This is a genomic window from Achromobacter sp. EG18 (assembly GCF_059759395.1).
The window spans coordinates 278,617-300,631 of the sequence record NZ_CM186213.1 but is presented as its reverse complement, the minus strand read 5'-3'; the positions used below and the strand labels follow the sequence as shown (position 1 = coordinate 300,631).

General features: G+C 68.7%; 18 protein-coding genes. 12 read left to right on the top strand and 6 right to left on the bottom strand.

All coding sequences use genetic code 11. From position 1 onward, the window contains the following. Positions 1-22 precede the first annotated feature (22 nt). Both AC6CR5_RS01455 and AC6CR5_RS01450 read left to right on the top strand, forming a co-directional pair. Complete coding sequence (locus tag AC6CR5_RS01455) at positions 23-463, top strand: excinuclease (RefSeq protein WP_498085219.1); 441 nt, start codon at positions 23-25, stop codon at positions 461-463. 107 nt (positions 464-570) lie between these two features. Beyond that, complete coding sequence (locus tag AC6CR5_RS01450; protein ID WP_006386619.1) at positions 571-1,032, top strand: GatB/YqeY domain-containing protein; 462 nt, start codon at positions 571-573, stop codon at positions 1,030-1,032. A 2-nt stretch (positions 1,033-1,034) separates the two neighbouring features. On the opposite strand, the gene dinB is transcribed toward AC6CR5_RS01450, so the two are convergent. Next, on the bottom strand, positions 1,035-2,117 hold the full coding sequence (gene dinB / locus AC6CR5_RS01445) for a DNA polymerase IV (protein WP_006386618.1): 1,083 nt from the start codon (positions 2,115-2,117) through the stop codon (positions 1,035-1,037). A gap of 170 nt (positions 2,118-2,287) precedes the next feature. Between dinB and AC6CR5_RS01440 the strand changes: the two genes are divergently transcribed. Further along, positions 2,288-2,713 (top strand): PaaI family thioesterase, encoded by a 426-nt coding sequence (locus AC6CR5_RS01440; RefSeq protein ID WP_006386617.1) that lies wholly within the window; start codon positions 2,288-2,290, stop codon positions 2,711-2,713. A gap of 58 nt (positions 2,714-2,771) precedes the next feature. Here the strand turns inward: AC6CR5_RS01440 and AC6CR5_RS01435 are convergent, their stop codons facing one another. Further along, complete coding sequence (locus AC6CR5_RS01435) at positions 2,772-3,227, bottom strand: BPTD_2524 family lipoprotein (RefSeq protein WP_020927086.1); 456 nt, start codon at positions 3,225-3,227, stop codon at positions 2,772-2,774. Between the two features lie 163 nt (positions 3,228-3,390). Between AC6CR5_RS01435 and AC6CR5_RS01430 the strand changes: the two genes are divergently transcribed. Next, on the top strand, positions 3,391-5,298 hold the full coding sequence (locus tag AC6CR5_RS01430) for a S9 family peptidase (RefSeq protein WP_370445616.1): 1,908 nt from the start codon (positions 3,391-3,393) through the stop codon (positions 5,296-5,298). Here the strand turns inward: AC6CR5_RS01430 and AC6CR5_RS01425 are convergent. Then, complete coding sequence (locus AC6CR5_RS01425) at positions 5,288-6,517, bottom strand: sensor domain-containing diguanylate cyclase (RefSeq protein WP_202730769.1); 1,230 nt, start codon at positions 6,515-6,517, stop codon at positions 5,288-5,290. The two genes, AC6CR5_RS01430 and AC6CR5_RS01425, sit on opposite strands and share 11 nt — an antisense overlap. A 605-nt stretch (positions 6,518-7,122) precedes the next feature. Between AC6CR5_RS01425 and pgaA the strand changes: the two genes are divergently transcribed. Genes pgaA through pgaD form a run of 4 tightly spaced genes read left to right on the top strand, consistent with a single transcriptional unit; the run spans position 7,123 to position 13,418 of the window. Continuing rightward, complete coding sequence (pgaA, locus tag AC6CR5_RS01420) at positions 7,123-9,585, top strand: poly-beta-1,6 N-acetyl-D-glucosamine export porin PgaA (RefSeq protein WP_498085218.1); 2,463 nt, start codon at positions 7,123-7,125, stop codon at positions 9,583-9,585. 7 nt (positions 9,586-9,592) lie between these two features. Next, entirely contained in the window at positions 9,593-11,626 is a 2,034-nt protein-coding gene (gene pgaB, locus AC6CR5_RS01415) for a poly-beta-1,6-N-acetyl-D-glucosamine N-deacetylase PgaB (RefSeq protein WP_148316631.1), read from the top strand. Then, positions 11,623-12,960 (top strand): poly-beta-1,6-N-acetyl-D-glucosamine synthase, encoded by a 1,338-nt coding sequence (gene pgaC / locus AC6CR5_RS01410; protein WP_020927081.1) that lies wholly within the window; start codon positions 11,623-11,625, stop codon positions 12,958-12,960. The genes pgaB and pgaC overlap by 4 nt, the downstream gene beginning before the upstream one ends. Then, positions 12,957-13,418 (top strand): poly-beta-1,6-N-acetyl-D-glucosamine biosynthesis protein PgaD, encoded by a 462-nt coding sequence (pgaD, locus tag AC6CR5_RS01405; RefSeq protein WP_047992934.1) that lies wholly within the window; start codon positions 12,957-12,959, stop codon positions 13,416-13,418. The genes pgaC and pgaD overlap by 4 nt, the downstream gene beginning before the upstream one ends. 49 nt (positions 13,419-13,467) lie before the next feature. On the opposite strand, the gene AC6CR5_RS01400 is transcribed toward pgaD, so the two are convergent. Beyond that, a complete protein-coding gene (locus AC6CR5_RS01400; protein ID WP_054447066.1) occupies positions 13,468-14,718 on the bottom strand; it encodes an MFS transporter in 1,251 nt (416 codons plus the stop codon). Positions 14,719-14,883: 165 nt separating this feature from the next. Between AC6CR5_RS01400 and AC6CR5_RS01395 the strand changes: the two genes are divergently transcribed. Both AC6CR5_RS01395 and AC6CR5_RS01390 read left to right on the top strand, forming a co-directional pair. After that, positions 14,884-15,690 (top strand): AraC family transcriptional regulator, encoded by an 807-nt coding sequence (locus tag AC6CR5_RS01395; protein ID WP_026383859.1) that lies wholly within the window; start codon positions 14,884-14,886, stop codon positions 15,688-15,690. Between the two features lie 215 nt (positions 15,691-15,905). After that, positions 15,906-18,590 carry a penicillin-binding protein 1A gene (locus AC6CR5_RS01390; protein WP_498085217.1) on the top strand — a complete coding sequence of 895 codons (2,685 nt, stop codon included), beginning with the start codon at positions 15,906-15,908 and terminating at the stop codon, positions 18,588-18,590. A 127-nt stretch (positions 18,591-18,717) separates the two neighbouring features. On the opposite strand, the gene AC6CR5_RS01385 is transcribed toward AC6CR5_RS01390, so the two are convergent. Then, on the bottom strand, positions 18,718-19,437 hold the full coding sequence (locus AC6CR5_RS01385; protein WP_076468771.1) for a metallophosphoesterase: 720 nt from the start codon (positions 19,435-19,437) through the stop codon (positions 18,718-18,720). Between the two features lie 185 nt (positions 19,438-19,622). Between AC6CR5_RS01385 and AC6CR5_RS01380 the strand changes: the two genes are divergently transcribed. Further along, positions 19,623-20,798 (top strand): PepSY-associated TM helix domain-containing protein, encoded by a 1,176-nt coding sequence (locus AC6CR5_RS01380; protein ID WP_047992938.1) that lies wholly within the window; start codon positions 19,623-19,625, stop codon positions 20,796-20,798. Next, on the top strand, positions 20,795-20,995 hold the full coding sequence (locus tag AC6CR5_RS01375) for a hypothetical protein (protein WP_006386604.1): 201 nt from the start codon (positions 20,795-20,797) through the stop codon (positions 20,993-20,995). The genes AC6CR5_RS01380 and AC6CR5_RS01375 overlap by 4 nt, the downstream gene beginning before the upstream one ends. A gap of 73 nt (positions 20,996-21,068) precedes the next feature. Here AC6CR5_RS01375 and AC6CR5_RS01370 read toward each other — a convergent pair whose 3' ends face one another. After that, entirely contained in the window at positions 21,069-21,896 is an 828-nt protein-coding gene (locus AC6CR5_RS01370) for an aldo/keto reductase (RefSeq protein ID WP_047992939.1), read from the bottom strand. Positions 21,897-22,015 lie beyond the last annotated feature (119 nt).

Here is a 22,015-nt window from a genome sequence, read left to right as displayed (position 1 = left end):
ACCCGTCATTTGGAACGCACCCATGAACGTCTCCCATAAGCTGTTTGGCACCCTGGTCCTTTCGTTCGCCTGCTCGGCCCCAGCCCTGGCCGCGGACCGTACTGTCTACCTGCCTCTGCAGCCGGCCATCGAGGCCGCCCAGGCCGCCGGCAAGATCGACGGCAGCGTCAAGTTCTACCTGGCGGGCACCGGCCCCAAGGGCAAGGTCCTGGAGGCCAGCGTGGTCACGAACCGCAAGACCAATGCCTTCGCCAAGAAGGATGCCGAGGCCTGCCTGTGGGTAGCGCAATCGGCCGTGATCGCCCTGCACGAGGCGGCCAAAAAAGCCGGCGCCAACGCAGTCACCAACATTGTCAGCTACTACCGCAAGAACGAATACAGCAGCAGGACCGATTACGAATGCCACGCCGGCGCCATGGTGGCCGGCGTGGCCCTGCGCGGCGACCTGAGCCTCATCAAGTAAGTCGAGCCGCACGATCGCTCGCCGGGACGGCCGCTGGGCAGGTCGCCCCGGGAAGGCCCGGCCACGGTTACACTGCCGTTTTGACGCAACAACACAAAGGTTTCCCCATGAGCACCGCTACGCTCAAGACCCGCCTCTCCGACGCCGTCAAGGACGCCATGCGCGCCAAGGCCACCGAGCGTCTCGCCACCCTGCGCTTCCTGCTGGCCGCGGTCAAGCAGAAGGAAGTGGACGAGCGCCGCGACCTGAGCGACGCCGAAATCACCGCCATCATCGAAAAGCAGGTCAAGCAACGCCGCGAGTCCATCGCCGCGTTCGAACAGGCCGGCCGCACCGAAACCGCGGAACAGGAAAAGGCCGAACTGGTGGTGTTGCAGGAGTTCCTGCCGCAGGCCGCCACGCCCGAGGAAGTGGCCGCCGCCATCGACGCGGCGCTGGCCGAAGTGGCCGCCCAGGGCGTCACCGGCGCGCCCGCGATGGGCAAGGTCATGGCCTTGCTCAAGCAGTCGCTGGCCGGCCGCGCCGACATGACCGCGCTGTCGCAGCAGGTCAAGGCCAGGCTCGCCTGAAGTCAGAACGCCCCGCCGAACAGGTCCGGCTGGCGTGATTGTTCCTGGGGATCGGCGAAATTGCTCATGCCGACCCCCGCCAGCCGGTACAGCGTCTGCGCCGGCAGGTCGACCCGCTCGCACAACAGCCGGGCCATGGTCGCCAGCTCGGCGGCCGAGGCCGGCGGATTGGGATTGGTCTGGCTGCGCGTCAGGATGCGGAAGCGGTCGGTCTTGAGCTTGAGCACCACCGTGCGGCCCAGCGCGCCCTTCTTCAAGGCCTGGCTCCAGACCTTGTCGGCCATGCGGTCCAGGGCCTCGCCGACCGCCTCCAGCCGCACATCTTCCGAAAACGTGGTTTCCGCCGACACCTGCTGCAACGGCTGGTCGGTCTGCACCTCGCGGTCGTCGATGCCGCGCGCCAGCTCGTACAGGCGCCGGCCGTAACGGCCGAAGTAATGCTCCAGTTCCTGCGCGGCGTGCGTGGCCAGGTCGCCCACCGTATGGATACCCAACTGCTCCAGGCGCGCCTGCATCACCTTGCCCACGCCGGGCACCTTGCGCACGGGCAGCGGCTGCAGGAACTCCAGCACCCGTGACGGGCGGATCACATATTGCCCGTCGGGCTTGTTCCAGTCGGACGCGATCTTGGCCAGGAACTTGTTGGGCGCCACGCCGGCCGACGCGGTCAGGCCGGTTTCGGCGCGGATCTGCTGGCGGATCACCTGCGCCACTTCGGTGGCCGACGGCAGCCCGAGCTTGTTGACGGTCACGTCCAGGTAGGCCTCGTCCAGCGACAGCGGCTCGATCAGGTCCGTATGGCGGCCGAAGATCTGGCGGATCTGGCGCGAAACCTCGCGGTAGCGGTTGAAGTCGGGCGGCACGTAGACCGCCTGCGGACAGAGGCGCTGGGCGCGCACCGCCGACATGGCCGAATGCACGCCGAAGCGGCGCGCCTCGTACGACGCCGCGCACACCACCGAGCGCGGCCCGGTCCACGCCACCACCACCGGCTTGCCGCGCAGCTCGGGGTTGTCGCGCTGTTCCACGGATGCATAGAAGGCATCCATGTCGATGTGTACGATCTTGCGGCTGGCGTCGCTCATGGCGGTGGAAAACGGGTGCCCGGAGGGCGCATCGGCGCGCAAGCGGGCGCGAAATGTACGGTCACCGGAAAAATCGCCCCGGCGCGGGGGCCGGGCCCGGCGAACGGCGTAAAAGTGGATATTATGACCGGCAAATCCCCATCTTTCCCCTTCCCCGCGTGACCGCTTCCATGACTGCAACCGCAACTCCCGCTCCGGGCGAGTATTTCGGCCTGGCGATTCCCTTCATGAGTTTCCTGGGCCTGGTGCCCGAACAGATCGCGCCGGCCTATGCCCGCACGTCGCTGCCGTGGCGCCAGGACCTGACCAACAGCCGCGGCGACGTCCACGGCGGCACCCTGATGAGCGTGCTGGACTTCACCCTGAGCGCCGCGGCGCGCGGCTCGGCCGATGCCACCGAGGGCATGGCCACCATCGACATGAACACCACCTTCCTGTCGCCCGGCACCGGCGACCTGGTGATCGAGGCGCGCTGCCTGCGCCGCGGCGCGTCAATCGCCTTCTGTGAAGGCGACATCCGCCGCGCCGACGGCGAACTGGTGGCCCGCGCCACCGCCACCTTCAAGATCATCCGCCGCCGTCCGGGCGGCGACTGAACGGGCGGACCGTCCCGGCCGTCGTTGTCCGATGCGGCCGCCCCGCCCGCAATTGCCCTTACTTGGGCAGATCGCGCGACGGCTTGACCGGCGGCCGCGGGTCCAGCGGCATGTAGCTGGAGCACGAACTCATGCCATAGACGATCGCGTCCTGCATGGCGCGCATCGCCGCCGCGTCCCAGGTGCCCTTGCCCCACATCACGATGCGGGTGTCGGTGGCCTTGGGACCGGCCGCCTTCAGGTCGACCCGGGTCATTTCGCTGTCGCTGTACGGCGCCAGCACCCGCACCACGGCGGACTGGGCGCTTTCGTCCAGGCTCGACACCACGCGATAGGCGTTGTCGGTGCTGCGCAGGCAGGCATTGGCCTGGCGCAGCGTGGTGGCGTAGGCGTCCTTGAACGCGACGGGCGCCTTGAATTCGCTGTGCGGCGACGAGCCGTTCTGCGAAATACCCAGCGAGCAGCCCGCCAGGCCCAGGGCCAGCGCCGAGGCCGCGACCAGATTCCGAACCATGTGTTTCTCCAGATTGATAGCCGCGATTATCCCGCAAACGGACTACCGGCATAAGTGGCCCGGCCGGTTCGACACCCCGGCCGCGGCTATGGCATTATCGACCGGTAGTCCGGCGGCGCCCGCGGCCGGGTGGAATCGTCGGAGGTATGCCTTGCTCTCATTCATGAAACACACCATCCTGGCCGCCGGTATCGTCGGCGCCTCGCTGGGCGCCAGCGCCGCGGCGCAGCCGCCCCGGGCCTACCCCCTGAAGGACTTTTTCCGCAATCCGGAACGCGGTTTCTTCCGCCTGGCCGACGACGGCAAGACCCTCGGCTTCATGCAGCCCACCAGCGTCGACGGCAAGCCGCCGCGCATGAACATCTACGTTCAGCCCCTGGAAGGCAGCAAGCCGGTGGGCGAACCGCGCAAGCTGACCAGCGAGTCGGCCCGCGACATCAGCAATTTCTTCTGGAAGGGCGCCGACGTGGTGCTCTACCAGAAGGACTTCGGCGGCGACGAGAACTTCCACGTGCTGGCGGTGGACGCCAAGACCGGCAAGGTCACCGACCTGACCCCGTACGACGGCGTGCGCGCCAGCATCGAGGACGACCTCGAAGACGACCCCGACCACATCCTCATCAGCCACAACCAGCGCGACCCGCAGGTGTTCGACGTCTACCGCGTCAACGTGCATACCGGCGCCGGCGTGCTGGTGGCGCAGAACCCCGGCAACATCGTCGGCTGGCAGACCGACCACGCCGGCAAGGTGCGCGCCGCCGTCACCAGCGACGGCCTGAACACCACCCTGCTCTACCGCGACGACGAAGCCTCGGAATTCCGTCCGCTCTTCACCACCGACTACCGCACCAGCGTCAGCCCGGCCTTCTTCACCTTCGACGACAAGAAGTTCTACGCCCTGTCCAACCGCGGCCGCGACAAGCTCGCGCTGGTGGTGATCGACCCGGCCAGCCCCGACAAGGAAGACGAGATCTTCACCCCGGACACGGTCGACCTGGACGCGGCCGGTTTCTCGCGCAAGCGCCGCGTGCTGACGGTGGCCTCGTACCAGACCGACAAGCCGCAATACAAGTTCTTCGACGCCGAGACCGAAACCCTGTTCAAGAAGCTGTCAGCCCAGCTCGAGGGCTACCAGTTCGCCATCCAGGGCGCCAACCGCGACGAGGACAAGTTCATCGTCGCCGCCTACAACGACCGCACGCCGGGCTCGCGCTACATCTACGACGCGCGCGCCGACACCCTCAGCAAGCTGGCCGACATCAACCCGGCCATCCCCGAGGCCGACATGTCGCGCGTGCAGCCCATCAGCTACCAGAGCCGCGACGGCCTGACCATCCATGGCTACCTGACGCTGCCGGCCGGGCGCGATCCCAAGAACCTGGCGTGCATCGTCAACCCGCACGGCGGCCCGTGGGCGCGCGACGGCTGGGGCTACAACCCCGAGGTGCAGTTCCTGGCCAACCGCGGCTTCTGCGTGCTGCAGATGAATTTCCGCGGCTCCACCGGCTACGGCCGCGCCTTCTGGGAAGCCAGCTTCGGCCAATGGGGCCTAAAAATGCAGGACGACATCACCGACGGCGTCCAGTGGCTGGTCAAGCAGGGCATCGCCGACCCCAAGCGCATCGGCATCTACGGCGCCAGCTACGGCGGCTACGCCACGCTGGCCGGCGTGACCTTCACGCCCGACCTGTACGCGGCCGCGGTCGACTACGTCGGCGTGTCCAACCTGTTCACGTTCATGAAGTCGATTCCGCCCTACTGGAAGCCGATGCTGGACAAGATGCAGGACATGGTCGGCGACCCGGTGCGCGACAAGGACCGCCTGGCGGCGACCTCGCCGGCCCTGCACGCCGACAGGATCAAGACGCCGCTGTTCATCGCCCAGGGCGCCAAGGACCCGCGCGTCAACAAGGACGAGAGCGACCAGATGGTCAAGGCGTTGAAGGCCCGCGGCGTCGAGGTGGAATACATGGTCAAGGACAACGAAGGCCACGGCTTCCACAACGACGAGAACAAATTCGAGTTCTACGCGGCCATGGAAAAGTTCTTCATCGAACATCTCAAGCCGTAAGCTTGGCGGGTTCGGCGGCCTCGGCGGCCGCCTCTTCCTCCGGGGCCGCCTGCGGGCGGCCCGACGCACGCGCGCTCCAGGCCATTTCGACCCGGTCGCGCCCCAGCTCCTTGGCCTTGTAGAGCGCCAGGTCGGCGCGAGCCAGGATGCCATCGGCCGAATCGCCCGGCTGCAGCGTGGCCACGCCGCCGCTGGTGGTCATGCGCAATTCCTGCCCCTGCAGGTACAGCGGCGAATCGCGCAGGGCGTCGCAGACCCGCTGGGCCTGCACCAGCGCGTGAGCGGCATCACAGCCGTACATCAGCAAGACGAACTCTTCGCCCCCCAGGCGGCCAAAGCGATCGCTGGCCCGCACGGCCTTGGGCACCACCTGCGCGAAATGGCGCAAGGCGGCGTCGCCGGCCGCGTGGCCGTGGCGGTCGTTGATGGACTTGAAATGGTCGATGTCCAGCACCAGCACCGCCAGCCTGCCGCCGCTGCGCGCGCAGCGCTGCAGCTCGTGCTCCAGTTCATCCAGGATGCTGCGGCGCGAATAGGCGCCGGTGAGGCTGTCGAAGGTCAGCGCGGCCTGCATCTGTTCGGACAGCGACGTCTGGATCAGCAGCAGCAATGCCAGGAACAGCGCCGGCACCGTCACCGAGCCGCAGACGATGAAGAACAGGCCCCACGGCGCCGGTTCCAGCAACGACGTGGCCTGCGCCCAGCCGCTGCCATAGACGCCGGCGCGCAAGGCATGCAGCACCACCAGGGCGGACAGCGACAACAGCACATACAGGATCACGCCAGGCGTGCGGATACCGCGGCGCTGGCGGAACACCACGGCGCCGGTGGCCGCCATCAGCACACCGGTGTAGCCCGAAAACAGCATCATGCGGCCCACCAGGTCATGCGTGACGTACAGCATCAGCGCCATCGCCGCGATGCCGACCGCGGCCGCGGCGCCCACGCGCAGGACCTGCGGCCGCAAGCCGAAGAACTGCCGCACGCCCACGTACACCAGGCTCACCGCGACCAGCCACGACGTATTCGACACCATCACGTAGACGGCCGGCGGCAGGATCTCGGCCGAGGCGTAGGCCAGCAGCGACAGCACCGCCAACGCGTTGGCGATGGTGAACGCGCGCACGCCCGGCACCCGGCGCGCATTGAACGGCAGCAGCAGGGGCAGCGCCAGGGCCGTGGCCAGGCCCCACACCAGGAAAAATAGTGAAGTCGTCATGTTTTTGCCGGCTTGCGCCCTCCTGGGCGGTCGCCGTCGCTTGGAACAACTGTTGCACCGGATGCGGGCCCGAGGACACGTTACAGACCCGCACTTTTGACGTTTTTTGTTACCTGCACGGCGCACCATCGCGCCATTTCCGTCGCGCGCACAACGTTCCGTACCGGGATCCGTCCCAATGCCGGCCATACCGCCACGACGGTTGTGCGGTACGCCCGCAGAGAATACGCCAAGGCCTGCGGCCGCGGTCCCTCCTTTGCACTAATTGACAGTTGATTTCGCCGAAAAGCCATAAAGTTCGGCCTGTTGACGGCGCCATCAGAAGTGCCGCAACCACGCCCCACGGGCGTGGCGCGTACTAGCCATGCACTCCCTCGCGCGAGTGCGAAGGTCCCCGCAGCGGGCGCCGCGCAGTGAATACCCAAACGCTCTCCCCTTCGCCGCCGGCGCCTTCCCGCGTCCGCGCCGCGCCTTCGGCAACGCCCACCCGCGTCCGGCCGGCGGAGCCACGAGCGCCCTCATCGCAACTGCGGAAGTATTTACAGATGCTGAAAAGAACAACGCCCCCCAGGGGCCGGGCAGGCCGCCAGGCGCCGCCCGCCTTGATGACGGACCCGCGACGGCGGATCTCCGGGCCGAGACTGCAGGCCCTCACCGCGTGCGCGCTGCTCGCTCCCGTCCTGGCGCTGGCGGCGCCGGGCGCCGACTATGACGCGCTGATCACGCGCGCCCGCGCCGGCGACTACGAACCGGCGCTGGCCATGCTGCGCCAGCAAGGCGCGGCGGCCGGCCGCCAGGCGGTGTACGACCACATCGTGATCGCCGGCTGGGCCGGCCGCCCCGCCGAAGCCGTGGCCGCCTACGAAACGCTGTCGCCCTCCCTGGCCCTGCCCGCCGATATCCAGCTGGCGGTGGCGCGCGCCTATCGCGACCTGCGCCGCTGGCCCGAGGCCCTGTCGGCCTATCGCGCCGGCCTGCGGCGCCATCCTGACCAGTCCGCCTTTGCCGCGGGCGAAATCATGACCCTGGCCGACGCCGGCCAGACCGAAGCCGCCCTGGCCGCCGGCAGGGCCTGGAGCAGGCGCGCGCCGCGCGATGCCGATGCCCGCCTGGCGCTGAGCTACGTCCACGTCCGCCTGCGCCAGCCCTACGAGGCGTTGCACCAGGCCGACCAGGCGCTGGCGATCGCGCCCGGCACGCCCTACGTGCTGCGCGAATACATCGCCGCGCTGAGCCGCGCCCGGCTGGCGCAGCCGGCGCTGGATCTGGCCCGCCAGCATCCGGACCTGTTCGACGCCGCGCAGTTGCGCCGCCTGGAAGGCGACGCACTGGCCCAGCAGGTGCGGCTGGCGGCCATGCCGACGCGGACCGAGGCCGAACGCTTCGTCATCGCCGACCGCGCGCTGGCGCGCTACGAGGCGCTGATCCCGGCCTGGGAAGCCCTGGGCGATGCCGCCCGCGACGACGTGCTGCGCGCCCGCATCGACCGCCTGCATGCGCTGCACGCCCGCGCCCGCATGGCCGACGTGATCAGCGAATACGAGGCCTTGCGGGCGCGCGACGTCACGGTGCCGCGCTACGCGCTCAATGACGTCGCCTCCGCCTATCTGTATCTGCGCCAGCCCGAGAAGGCGCGCGACCTGTATCGCCAGGTCGGCGCCGATGGCGCCAACCGCGACGACGACGCGCAAGACCGCCTCAGCACCGAGACCGGCCTGTACTACGCGCTGGCCGAGGCCGAGGAATTCGACCAGACCGGCGCGGTCACCGACGCCATCGACGCCGGCTACAGCCCCTGGCTGTATTTCAAGGGGCAGGCCACCCGCAACCCCAACGACCTGAAGCTGGAAGGCGCGCAGACGGTGGCGGCCGCGCGCCTGCAGGCCGACGACACCGCCGCCGCCGAGCAGCAACTGCGCGGCATGGTCGAAAACGCCCCCAACAATTCCTCCCTGCGCGCCGACCTGGCCTCGGTCTACCGCCGCCGCGACCTGCCGCGCGCCGCGGAACGCGAACTGAAGATGGCCGAAACCCTGGCGCCGCGCGCGCTGCAGGTCGAAAACGGCCAGGGCTTCACCGCCATGGACCTGCAGGAATGGCGCCAGGCCGAGGCGCTGTCGGCCGACACGCTGGCGCGCGCGCCCGAATACCTCACCAGCCGCCGCCTGGCGCGCGAATGGGAGGTCCACAACAAGGCCGAGCTGCGCATCAGCGGCTACCGCGGCCTGGCCTCGGACAGCCCGGTCAACGGCAACGGCGACTTCGGCATCGACGCGGTGCTGTATTCGCCGCCCATCGACTACAACTGGCGCGCCTTCGGCGGCGGCGGCTACGCCACCGGCGACTTCGAGGAGGGGCGCGGCAACTACCGCTGGCTGCGCACCGGCGTGCAATGGCGCGGCCGCGACCTGACGGTCGAAGGCGAAGTCTCGACCCACAGCTACGGCCACGGCGTCAAGCCCGGCCTGCGGCTGTCGGCCGCCTATGACATCGACGACCACTGGCAGGTGGGCGGCTCGGGCGAAGTGCTGTCGCGCGAAACCCCGCTGCGGGCGCTGACCAACGACATCAAGGCCAACCGCCTGACCGGTTTCGTGCGCTGGCGCGCCAACGAGCGGCGCGAATGGACCCTGTCGCTGTCGCCGTCGCGCTTTTCCGACGGCAACCAGCGCTGGGAACTGGGGCTGGACGGGCGCGAGCGCGTCTACACCGCGCCGCACCTGAAGGCCGACCTGACGCTGGACCTGTCGACCCAGCGCAATACGCGCGACAACGCGCCCTACTACAACCCGCGCTCGGACCTGATGGTGCTGCCCGGCGCGCGCATCACGCACACGCTGTACCGCCGCTACGAAACCGCCTGGGAACAGATCGGCACGATCGGCGCCGGCACCTACACCCAGCAGGGCTACGGCACCGGCGGCGTCATCGCCCTGGGCTATGGCCAGCGCTACCGCGCCAACGACGTGCTGGACATGGGCGCGATGGTCACCGGCATCAGCCGCCCGTACGACGGCCAGCGCGAGCGCGAACTGCGCATCGTGTTCGACCTTGCCTACCGCTTCTGAGACCGCCATGTTGCTCAAGCTACCCATCCGACTCCTGCTGGCCGCCCTGCTGCTGCTGGCCATCCTGGCGCTGACCGCCTGCGCCAAGGACATCCCGGTCTACACGCCGCCGTCCGAAAGGCCCGTGGCGCCCGCCGAACAACCCTGGGCACAGGGAAATTTCCTGGCCCTGGCCTACCACGACGTCGAAGACGAAGACCCCGACCAGGCCTTTCTGAGCGTGCGCACCGACCGCCTGGTCGACCAACTGGCCTGGCTGCGCGAAAACGGCTACCAGGCCGTCTCGGTCGACCAGATCCTGGCCGCGCGCCAGGGCGGCAAGCCGCTGCCCGAACGCGCCGTGCTGCTGTCCTTCGACGACGGCTACCGCAGCTTCTACACCCGCGTCCTGCCGATCCTGAAGGCCTATCGCTGGCCGGCGCTGCTGGCGCCGGTGGGCACCTGGATGGACACCCCCGCCGACAAGCAGGTGGATTTCGGCGGCAGCCCGCAGCCGCGCCAACGCTTCCTGAACTGGGCTGAAGTACGCGCGATTTCGCAGTCCGGCCTGGTCGAGATCGCCGCGCACACCGACGCCTCGCACTACGGCGCGCTGGCCAACCCGCAAGGCAATACCGAACCGGCCGCGGCGATCCGCGCCTACGACGCCAAGACCGGCGGCTACGAAAGCGAAGCGCAGTTCGAAGCCCGCATGGGCAGCGACGTGCGCGCCATCAGCCGCAAGATCGAACAGGTCACCGGCAAAAAGCCGCGCGTCTGGGTCTGGCCCTATGGCGCCGAGGGCGGCAGCACCTTGCGCATCGCCGCCGACAACGGCTACCAGCTGGCGCTCACGCTGGAGGACGGCCCCGGCCGGCTGGCGCGCCTGATGTCCACGCCGCGCATGCTGCTGGCCAGCGATCCGCCGCTCAAGCCGTTCGCCAACAGCGTCGTCGGCATGGAGGCCACGCCCTTCATGCGGATCGCCCACATCGACCTGGACTACGTCTACGACCCCGATCCGGCGCAGACCGACCGCAACCTGGGCGAGCTGGTGCAGCGCATCCTCGACATGCAGATCAACACCGTGTTCCTGCAGGCGTATTCGGATCCCACCGGCGACGGGCTGGTGCGTTCGGTGTACTTCCCCAACCGCTGGCTGCCGGTGCGCGCCGACCTGTTCAACCGCGCCGCCTGGCAGTTGCACAACCGCGCCAACGTCATGGTGTATGCCTGGATGCCGGTGCTGGCCTATGACCTGGACGCCTCGATCCCGCGCGTCACGCGCTGGCAGCCCGGCCAGGCCCAGGCGCGGCCCGATCCAGACCAGTACCGCCGCCTGTCGCCGTTCGACGCCACCGCGCGCGCCCGCATCGGCGACCTGTACGAGGACCTGGCGCGCCATGCCATCTTCGATGGCATCCTGTTCCACGACGACGCCGTGCTGTCCGACTTCGAGGACGCCAGCCCCGGCGCGCTGGCCGCCTACCGCGCCGCCGGCCTGCCCGGCGATATCGGCCAGTTGCGCGCCGACCCGGACACGCTGCAGCGCTGGACGCGCGTCAAGAGCCGCGCCCTGGTCGATTTCACGGCCGAACTGACCGAGCGCGTGCGCGCCGTGCGCGGGCCCCAGATCAAGACCGCCCGCAACATCTTCGCCATGCCGATCCTGGAGCCGCAGTCTGAGACCTGGTTCGCGCAGAACCTGGACGACTTCCTGGCCGCCTACGACTGGACCGCCCCCATGGCCATGCCGCTGATGGAGAACGTGCCCAAGGGCCAGGAAAACGCCTGGCTCGACCGGTTGGTCGACGCCGTGGCGCGGCGCCCCGGCGCGCTCGACCGGACCGTATTCGAACTGCAGGCGCGCGACTGGCGCACCGGCCCCGGCCGCCCCGAGGCCACGCCCGTCGACACCGCGGTGCTGGCAGGCTGGATGCAACGCCTGCAACTGCGCGGCGCCCGCAGCTTCGGCTACTACCCCGACGACTTCTCGCAAGACCAGCCCCGGTTGCAAGGCATCCGGCCCGCCATCTCCGAAGCCTGGTATCCCCTCCGATGATCGACCGTCTGATTGCCCTGATTATCCTGCTGGCGGTGCTGGGCGCGCCGTTCGGCTTCACCATGATGCTGACCGGCCAGGCGCTGCTGGGCTTCGTCTTCTTCTACCCGCTGTTCATGTCCGGCATGTGGATGGCCGGCGGCCTGTACTTCTGGTGGCACTGGGAACGGCGCTGGCAGTGGGGCCCCGGATCGGCGCCGCCGGCGCTGGCCGGCGATCCGCTGGTGTCGATCCTGGTGCCCTGCTACAACGAGGCCGACAACGGCGAAGAGACCCTGCTGGCGGCGCTCAACCAGCGCTATCCGAACATCGAGGTCATCGCCATCAACGACGGCTCCAGCGACGGCACCGGGCCGATGCTGGACCGCCTGGCCGAACAGCACCCGCGCCTGCGCGTGGTGCACCTGGCGCAGAACCAGGGCAAGGCGATGGCGCTGCGCATGGGCGCGCTGGCCGCGCGCAGCGAATACCTGGTCTGCATCGACGGCGACGCGGTGCTCGACCCGGACGCCGCCGCCTACCTGGTGGCGCCGCTGATCGACAACCCGCGCGTGGGCGCCGTCACCGGCAACCCGCGCATCCGCACCCGTTCGACCCTGATCGGCCGCGTCCAGGTGGGCGAGTTCTCGTCCATCATCGGCCTGATCAAGCGCACCCAGCGCGTCTACGGCCAGGTCTTCACCGTGTCGGGCGTGGTCGCCGCCTTCCGCCGCGCCGCGCTGGACCGGGTCGGTTACTGGAGCCTGGACATGATCACGGAAGATATCGACATCAGCTGGAAGCTGCAGCGCGACCACTGGTCGATCTTCTACGAGCCGCGCGGCCTGTGCTGGATCCTGATGCCCGAGACGCTGCGCGGCATCTGGAAGCAGCGCCTGCGCTGGGCGCAGGGCGGCGCCGAGGTGTTCCTGAAGAACCTGCGCTCGATCTGGAGCTGGCGCCATCGCCGCCTGTGGCCGCTGATGCTGGAGTTCTGCCTGTCCACCGCCTGGGCCTTCGCCTTCGGCGTGTCGGTGCTGTTGTGGGTGATCAGCCAGTTCGTCACGCTGCCCAACAACATGCACATCGCCAGCCTGATGCCGCCCGCCTTCACCGGCATGATGCTGGCGATGGTGTGCCTGCTGCAGTTCGCCATCAGCATCCTGATCGACCGCCGCTACGAGCCGGGCCTGTGGCGCGCGCTCTACTGGGTCATCTGGTATCCCCTGGCCTACTGGATGGTGAGCCTGTTCACCACCCTGGTCAGTTTCCCCAAAGTCATGCTGCGCAAGCAGGCCGAGCGCGCGCGCTGGACCAGCCCCGACCGCGGCATCAAATCACCGGACGCATCATGATCATCACGACCAAACGCTCGCGCGCGGGCTATCTGTTCGACCTGCTGCTGACCGCGGTCGGCTGGCTCGCCTTCGTCTACCTGTTCGGCGCCGGCATCGTCGCCATCCTGCGCGGCGCCGCTGGCGGTCCCCAGGCGTCGCTGTGGCCGACCTTCCTGCCCACGCTGCACACCCTGCTGGGCTATGCCCTGCTGGCCCTGATCAACGCCACCGTGCTGGTGGCCTGGGCGGTCTACAACCACCTGCGCTTTGCCGGCAAAGATCGCCGCCAGGCCATCAAGCCGCTGGACGACCAGCAACTGGCCGCGAGCTTCGCGGTCACGCCGCGGCAACTCGCCCAGCTGCGCGCCGCTCGCATCGCCGTCATCCATCACGGCGGCGACGGCGGCATCCAGGGCATCGAAACGGCGCGCCCGCAACTGGCCGCCGTGCCGGCCGCGGCCGGCGCCGCGGCCTGAGGCCCGCGCGCGGGGCGGGCGCCTGCCGGGGCGCCCGCCGCGGCTCGCCTCAGGCGCGCTTGCGCTCCACGTCCGGCAGTAGCACCGCGACGATGCCCAACAACGGCAGATAGGCGCAGACCTGGTACACATAGCCGATGCTGGTGGCATCGGCCAGCTTGCCAAGCGCGGCCGCGCCCAGCCCGCCCATGCCGAAGGCGAAACCGAAGAACAGGCCGGCGATCATGCCGATCTTGCCCGGCACCAGTTCCTGCGCATACACCACGATGGCCGAAAACGCGGACGCCAGCACCACACCGATGACCACCACCAGCACGCCGGTCCAGAACAGGTTGGCGTACGGCAACAGCAGCGTGAACGGCGCCACGCCCAGGATCGACACCCAGATCACGATCTTGCGGCCGATGCGGTCGCCCACCGGGCCGCCCACCACCGTGCCCACCGCCACCGCGGCCAGGAACAGGAACAGGTACAGCTGCGCCTCGCGCACCGACAGCGCGAACTTGTCGATCAGGTAGAAGGTGAAATAGCTGTTCAGGCTGGCCAGGTAGAAGTACTTGGAAAACACCAGCAGCCCCAGCACGCCCAACGCGCCCAGCACCTGGTTGCGCGTCAGCCCGTTGCCGGCGCCTTCGCGCCGCGCGCGGGGCTTGAGGCGCGCGCGGTTGGCGGCGTACCAGCGGCCGATGCCGGTCAGCACCACCATGCCGAACAGCGCCGCCAGCGAAAACCACGCCACGCTGCGCTGGCCGTGCGGAATGATGAACAGCGCCGCCAGCAGCGGCCCCAGCGCCGAGCCCACGTTGCCGCCCACCTGGAACAGCGACTGCGCCAGCCCATGGCGCCCGCCCGAGGCCATGCGCGCCACCCGCGACGACTCGGGGTGGAACACCGACGATCCCGTGCCCACCAGCACCGCCGCCACCAGCAGCCAGCCGAACGACGGCGCCACCGACAGCAGCAACAGGCCGGCCAGCGTAAAGCCCATGCCGACCGGCAGCGAATACGGCTTGGGGTTGCGGTCGGTGTAAAAGCCGATGAACGGTTGCAGCAGCGAGGCCGCCAGCTGGTACACCAGCGTGATCAGGCCGATCTGCGCGAACGACAGGCTGAACGAATCCTTCAGCATGGGATAGATGGCCAACAGGATCGACTGGATCATGTCGTTCATCAGGTGCGCCACGCTGATGGCGCCCAATACCGCGAACGCGGTCGAAGGGTCGGCAACGGCGGGCTGCGGCGCGGCGGCCGGCGCGGCGTCATCGGGCAGCGCGACAGCGGGGGTCTGGGATGGGTTCATGGCTTGGACGGGACGGGGGAAACAAAGAAAAGCCCGGCGCAGCGCCGGACCTTGCCAGTGTAGGAAGCATGCCCGCGCCCCGACTGACAATTTTCGTCGGGAAAGTGACAAAATAGGGCAATTCCCCCATGAATTCGGCCTCCCCCATTTGTCGGAAGTGACAACATGCCCACCCGGCCCACGCGCCTCGACCCGGCCCGCAGCATCGACGCCCAGGACTATCAACACCGTCCCCGCGGCGTGACCGCGATGGCCAAGGAATTTCCCGCCGGCGCGCGCACCGGCGCCCACTCGCATCCGCGCGCCCAACTCATCTATGCCATCGAAGGCGTGATGCGCGTCACCACGCCCAGCGGCTTCTGGGCGCTGCCGCCGCTGCGTGCGCTATGGGTCCCGGCGGGCGTGTCGCATGGCGTCGACATGGTCGGCGCGGTCTCGATGCGCTCGCTCTACATCCAGGCCGACGCGGCGCGGGCGTATTGGCCGCAATGCCAGGTGATCGAGGTCAGCGGCCTGTTGCGCGAGCTGATCCTGGCCCTGACCGCCGAGCCCATCGACTATCCACTGGGCGGCCGCGCCGAACAGATCGCCGCGCTGATCCTGTCCGAACTGACCGCCGCGCGGGTCGTGCCCATCCAGATCCCATGGCCGCGCGACCGCCGCCTGCAGATCATCTGCGAGGCGATCCTCGACCGGCCCGGGCTGCAGCGCGGCATCGAGGACTGGGGCAGCGAGGTCGGCGCCAGCGCGCGCACGCTCATCCGTCTGTTCCAGGCTGAATTGGGACTGAATTACCGGCAGTGGGTGCAACAGGTGCGCCTGGCCGATGCCGTCTGCCGCCTGTCGCTGGGCGTGCCGGTGGCGCGCATCGCCGCCGACCTCGGCTACCGCAGCCCCAGCGCCTTCAGCGCCATGTTTCACCGTGCCCTGGGCGCGCCGCCGCAACGGTATTTGCACGGACAGGCCGCATGACACCTGCAACCGGCCTTGCCGTTTGTCACGGCGCGCAATACATTTCAGCGCGCGCTTGCCACGCGGCGCTGCGCGAAACCCGCGTGGCGCGTATCCTCAACCCCGTCCCTAAATCCCCTGCCGCCGATCCGAACCGTCCCTGCGGGCAAGTTTGGTTACTGAAACCTTCCGGCGCGGTGGCCGGTCTATAGCGTTCTGCCCTAGAATCGCCAGCAATGAGCACCCCCCAGCAATCCTCCGCCACCCCGGGCGGCAAATCGGGCTTTCCCTGGAAACGACTCCTGATCAAGGCCGGCGTCGCCGTCGCCGGCCTCGGTGTCTGCGGGGCGCTGTTGGTCAGCCTGGCGCTGGCGATCGCCTGGCCCAGCCTGCCCGACCTGCACGCCATGACCGACTACCGGCCGCGGGTGCCGCTGCGCATCTATACCGCCGACAAGGTCCTGATCGGCGAATACGGCGAAGAACACCGCAACGTGCTGCGCTTCGACGAGATCCCGGCGGTGATGCGCCAGGCGGTGCTGGCGGCCGAGGACGACCGCTTCTACCAGCATGGCGGCGTCGACTGGATGGGCATGGTGCGCGCCGTGCTCGTGAACCTCGTCAAGCAATCCAAGACCCAGGGCGGCAGCACGATCACCATGCAGGTGGCGCGCAACTTCTACCTGTCGTCCGAAAAGACCTATTCGCGCAAGTTCTACGAACTGCTGCTGACCTACAAGATTGAATCCGAGCTCACCAAGGACCAGATCCTCGAGCTCTACATGAACCAGATCTACCTGGGCCACCGCGCCTATGGCTTCGCCGCCGCCTCGCGCACCTACCTGGGCAAGCCGCTGTCCGAAGTCACGCCGGCCGAGGCCGCGATGCTGGCCGGCATTCCCAAGGCGCCTTCGCGCTTCAACCCCATCACCAATTTCCCGCGCGCCGAGATCCGCCAGCACTACGTGCTGGGCCGCATGAAGACGCTGGGCTACCTGACGCCGGAACAGGCCGAAGAAGCCCTCAAGCAGCACGTAGTGATCCGCGGCGCCGACGGCGCCAGCCTGCGCGGCTTCGCCATCCACGGCGAATACCCGGCCGAACTGGCGCGCCAGCTGATGTACGGCGTGTTCCAGGAGCAGACCTACTCCAAGGGCATCGACGTCTACACCACGATCGACTCCAAGGACCAGGAAGCGGCCTACCGCGCCGTGCGCGACGGCGTGCTGGACTACACCCGGCGCGCGCCCTACCCCGGCCCGGAAGACCAGATCGACCTGCCCGACGGCGTCGAAAAGGACGCCGCGGCGTTCGACGACATCCTCGACGGCGTACAGGAAAAGACGCCCGACAGCGAAGACCTGCTGACCGCCGTGGTGCTGGCCGCCAGCCCGCAGGAAGTGACCGTGGCGCGCAGCGCGCGCGAGATCATCACCATCTCCGACAAGAAGGCGCTGGCGGTGGTGGCGCGCGCCCTCAACCCCAAGGCCAGCGACAGCCAGCGCATCCAGCGCGGCTCGGTGGTCTACATCCACAAGAACGGCGACGGCTGGGAAATCATCAACATGCCGGCGCTGCAGGCGGCGCTGGTGTCGATGGTGCCGCAGGACGGCGCCATCCGCGCCATGATCGGCGGCTTCGACTACAACCGCGGCACCTTCAACCGCGTCACGCAGGCCTGGCGCCAGCCGGGCTCGAACATCAAGCCGTTCGTGTACGCCGCGGCCCTCGAACGCGGCCTGACGCCGGCCACCCAGGTGTCCGACCAGCCCTTCATGCTGACCGCCGCGCAGACCGGCTCGAAGGACTGGCAGCCCAAGAACGACGGCAACCGCTATGAGCCCATGCTGACCCTGCGGCAGGGCCTGTACAAGTCCAAGAACATGGTCACCATCCGCATCCTGCAGGCCATCGGCCCGCAGTACGCGCAGGACTACCTGACCCGCTTCGGCTTCGACAAGGCGCGTTGGCCGGCGGTGCTGCCGCTGGGCCTGGGCGCCGGCGGCGCCACGCCGCTGCAGGTGGTCAACGGCTACAGCGTGTTCGCCAATGGCGGCTACCGCGTCACGCCCTATCTGGTGGACAAGGTCACCGACCGCTCCGGCAACGTGCTGATGCAGGCCCAGCCGGTGGTGGCGGGCGACGCCGCCGCGCGCGCCATCGACCCGCGCACCGCCTGGGTCATGGACGACATCCTGCGCGGCGTCACCACCAGCGGCACCGCGGCGCGCGCGCACCAGGTGCTCAAGCGCAACGACATCGGCGGCAAGACCGGCACCACCAACGAGGCGGTCGACGTCTGGTTCTCCGGCTTCACCCCCAGCCTGACCACCACGGTCTGGATGGGCTTTGACCAGCCCAAGTCGCTGGGCACCAACGAATTCGGCAGCGGCCTGGCCCTGACCACCTGGCTCGACTACATGCAGCCGGCGCTCAAGGGCGTGCCCGAGGCCAAGCCGGCGCCGCGTCCCGACGGCCTGCTGGTGGACAACGGCGAATACTATTTCAACGAATTCCCGCCGGGCCAGGCGGTGGCCTCGCTCGACCTGTCCAGCGGCGACCCGCTGACCGACTTCCTCAACAACAACCGCTCCACCGACGGCGTCGACAACTCGGTGCGGCCCCTGCCCGCGCCCGGCGCGGCGCAGCCGCCGGCCACCCCACCGCAGGCGGGCGCGCCGCAACCGGCCCGGCAGGTGCCGACGCAACAGGTGCCGGCCCAGCAGGCGCCGGTGGCGCAGCCGATTCCCGTGCCGGCCGCCGGCGGCGGCGCGCTGGGAGGCACGCTGGGCGGCGGCGCCGGCAATGACACCCCGATCCCGCCGATTCCGGTGCCGCGCGTCGAGGCCGACCCGGTGGCCGGCCCCCGCGCCAGCGTCGTCAGCGGCGGCAACGGGCCGCTGGCGGCGCGGCCGCTCTAGCGTGCTGTCCGGCCGATACACCCGCGCGAAATCCACGGAACGGCACTAGCGGCCTTGCGCCGCAATGCAGACGGGGCGCCCACAGGCGCCCCGTTTCATTTTCCCGCTCCGGTCCCGGCTAGCCCGGCTAACCCGGCTCGACCACCGGCGGCTCGGTCACCACCGCGCGCGGCCAGGCCTGCAGCGTTTCCAGGTCGAGGAAGGTGAAGTAGCCATCCTTCCAGCCCTCGGTATCGATGTGATAGACGTTGCCCAGCGCCAGCGGCTCGGCTACCGGGGTGTGACCCGCCACCACCGCGCGCACCCCGCGCACGCCGGTGCGGTCCAGTTGCCGCAGTCGCTCGCGCGACCACTGGCAGGCGGCGCTGGTGCGCTTGTAGCGGTCCTGCAACGCCGATTCCAGGCGCGGCCAGAACAGCACCGGACAGTCCGCGTGCAGCAGCCCCACCGGACCTGCCGAGGTGTCCACCTCGATCGCGATGGGCAACTGCCCGAAGGCTTCCGCATAGACCTGCTGGCGCTCGGCCGGCAGGTCCAGGAACCAGCCGCCGCCGTAGCCGCGCCAGTTCACCACGTCCACCTGGCCGGTGCGGACATGGCGCACGGCATAGTCCTCGTGGTTGCCCTGCACCGCGTAGAACCAGGGCTGCGCCAGCCACTCCAGCGCGGCCTCGCTCTCCGGCCCGCGGTCGACCAGGTCGCCGACGGAAAACAGCCGGTCGCGGCTGGCGTCGAAGCCCATCCGCGCCAGGCTGTCGCGCAGGCGCGTAAAACAGCCATGCACGTCGCCCACCGCGAAATCGCGGCCCAGCTCGTTGCGCGGCACTTTCAGAAAACGTTGCTGCATGATGCTCCAGCCCGCCCAATCGGGCCCAGGCTTCCTTTTAACCCGCTTTCATCTGCCCCCAATTACACCTCGCTTGCAAGACGCAACACAAATTGCGTGACGAGAATAGCTATTATTCGTGATAATGTTCCGTCCTTTCCCGAATCTCCATTGAAGGGGGCCGCGCGAGCCGCCCCGCCGTCGCCATGACCGCCGCCTCCACCATCAAAACCTGGTACCTGGTCCACAAGTGGACCAGCCTGGTCTGTACGATCTTCCTGCTCATCATCTGCCTGACCGGCCTGCCGCTGGTGTTCCACCACGAGATCGAGCACTGGCTGGACGACGCCAAGCCCCTGTCCGACGTGCCCGCCTCGACCCCGCCGGCCAACCTCGACACGCTGGTCGAGCGCGCCAAGTCCATGTACCCCGGCGAAGTGGTCGACTACCTGTTCTTCGACCCCGACGAGCCCCAGGTCTACGTTGGCATGGCCAAGAAGCCCGGCGACGGCATGGTGTCCGGCCACGCGGTGCGCATGGACGGCCGCACCGGCGACGTGCTGCTCGACGGCCCGCTCTACACCGAAGACAAGTTCTCTTTCATGGGCATCATGCTGGCCCTGCACGTGGATCTGTTCGCCGGCCTGCCGGGCGAGCTGTTCCTGGGCTTCATGGGCCTGCTGTTCTGCGTCGCCATCGTCTCCGGGGTGGTGCTGTACGGGCCCTTCATGAAGAAGCTGGAATTTGGCACCGTGCGCGCCGGCCGCTCCACCCGCCTCAAATGGCTCGACCTGCACAACCTGCTCGGCATCGTGACGCTGGTGTGGGCCTTCGTGGTGGGCGTGACCGGCGTCATCAACGAGCTGTCCACGCCGCTGTTCCGCCTGTGGCAATCGACCGAGCTGGTGCGCATCCTCGAACCCTACAAGGGCCAGGGCGTGCCCGCCGAACTGTCTTCGGCCCAGTCCGCCGCCGATACCGCGCGCAAGGCCCTGCCGGGCAACGAAGTGTCGTTCATCGCCTTCCCCGGCAACGCCTTCGGCAGCCCCCACCACTACATCACCTGGATGCGCGGCGCCACGCCGCTGACCTCCAAGATGAACACGCCCGTCCTGATCGACGGCCGCAGCGGCGAACTGACCACGATCGCGAAAATGCCGTGGTACCTGACCGCGCTGGAACTGTCGCGTCCGCTGCACTTCGGCGACTACGCCGGCCTGCCCCTGAAGATCATCTGGGCCGTGCTCGACCTGATCACCATCGTGGTGCTGGTCAGCGGCCTCTACCTGTGGCTGGCGCGGCGCCGCGCCACCGAAGCCCGCATCGCCGAACTGGTGCGCAAGCACCAGGCCGCCGCCACCCCGCAACGGAGTCCCGCATGAGCAAGCAGAAATCCTCGCGCGGCTTCCTGTTCGTTTGGGGCGTGCCGACCCTGCTGGGCGTGCTCAGCATCTTCGGCCTGCTGGCGGCGCTGCTGGGCACCGGCGCCTGGCACTGGGCCTCATGGACGGCGCTGACCATCCTGCTGGTGGTCATCGCGCGCTACTGGTTCTTCCCGCCCAGGCAACCCGAGGCCTAGAGCCCGGCTGGCACTGAAAGAAGCCTCGCGCAGGCCCTGGGCACGCCGGCGGCGCCCGCCGTTCGCGGGCGCCCTACTTGCCGAACTTTTCCGGATCGGGTCCCAGGCGGGGCCCTTCCTCGATGGCGTCGATCGCCGCCATCTCCGCGCCCGACAGCTCGAAATCGAACACGTCGATGTTCTCGCGGATGCGCGCCGGCGTCACCGACTTCGGGATCACGATCAGGCCATGCTGCAAGTGCCAGCGCAGCGTCACCTGGGCCGGCGACTTGCCGTGCTTGCGCGCCAGTTCCAGGATGGTCTTGTCCTGGGTGATCTTGCCCTGCGCCAGCGGACTCCACGACTCGGTGGCGATGCCGTGCTTATCGTGAAAAGCGCGCAGTTCGCGCTGCGCGAAGCCCGGATGCAGCTCGATCTGGTTGACCGCCGGCGTGACGCCGGTGGCGTTGATCAGGCGCTCCAGGTTGGCCTGGGTGAAATTGGACACACCGATCGAGCGGGCACGGCCGTCTTCCTTCATCTCGATCATGGCGCGCCAGGCGTCGACGAACTTCTCGCTGCCCGCCACCGGCCAATGGATCAGGTACAGGTCCACGTAGGCCAGGCCGAGCTTTTCCAGGCTTTCGTCCATCGCCTGGTGGGCCTGGTCGAAACCGTGCCTGTCATTCCACAGCTTGGTGGTGATGAACAGATCCTTGCGCGCCACCCCTGCCGCGCGCAGCCCGGCGCCCACGCCGGATTCATTGCCGTAGATCGCGGCGGTGTCCACCGAACGGTAGCCGGCCGCCAGCGCTTCCTTGACGCTGGCCGCGGCCTGGTCATCGGGCACCTGCCACACACCCAGGCCCAATTGCGGAATCTTGCCGCCGTCGTTCAGTTTCACTGTGGGTACCTTCGCCATAACACCCTCCGAAGCTTGCGACGCGACGCTCGCATGGCGAAATCGCGCCAGGTCGCGCAGCCAGGGATGTTGCCGGGCGGTACCCCCTGGCCTACCGTTGATGACGGGCCCGCCCCGCT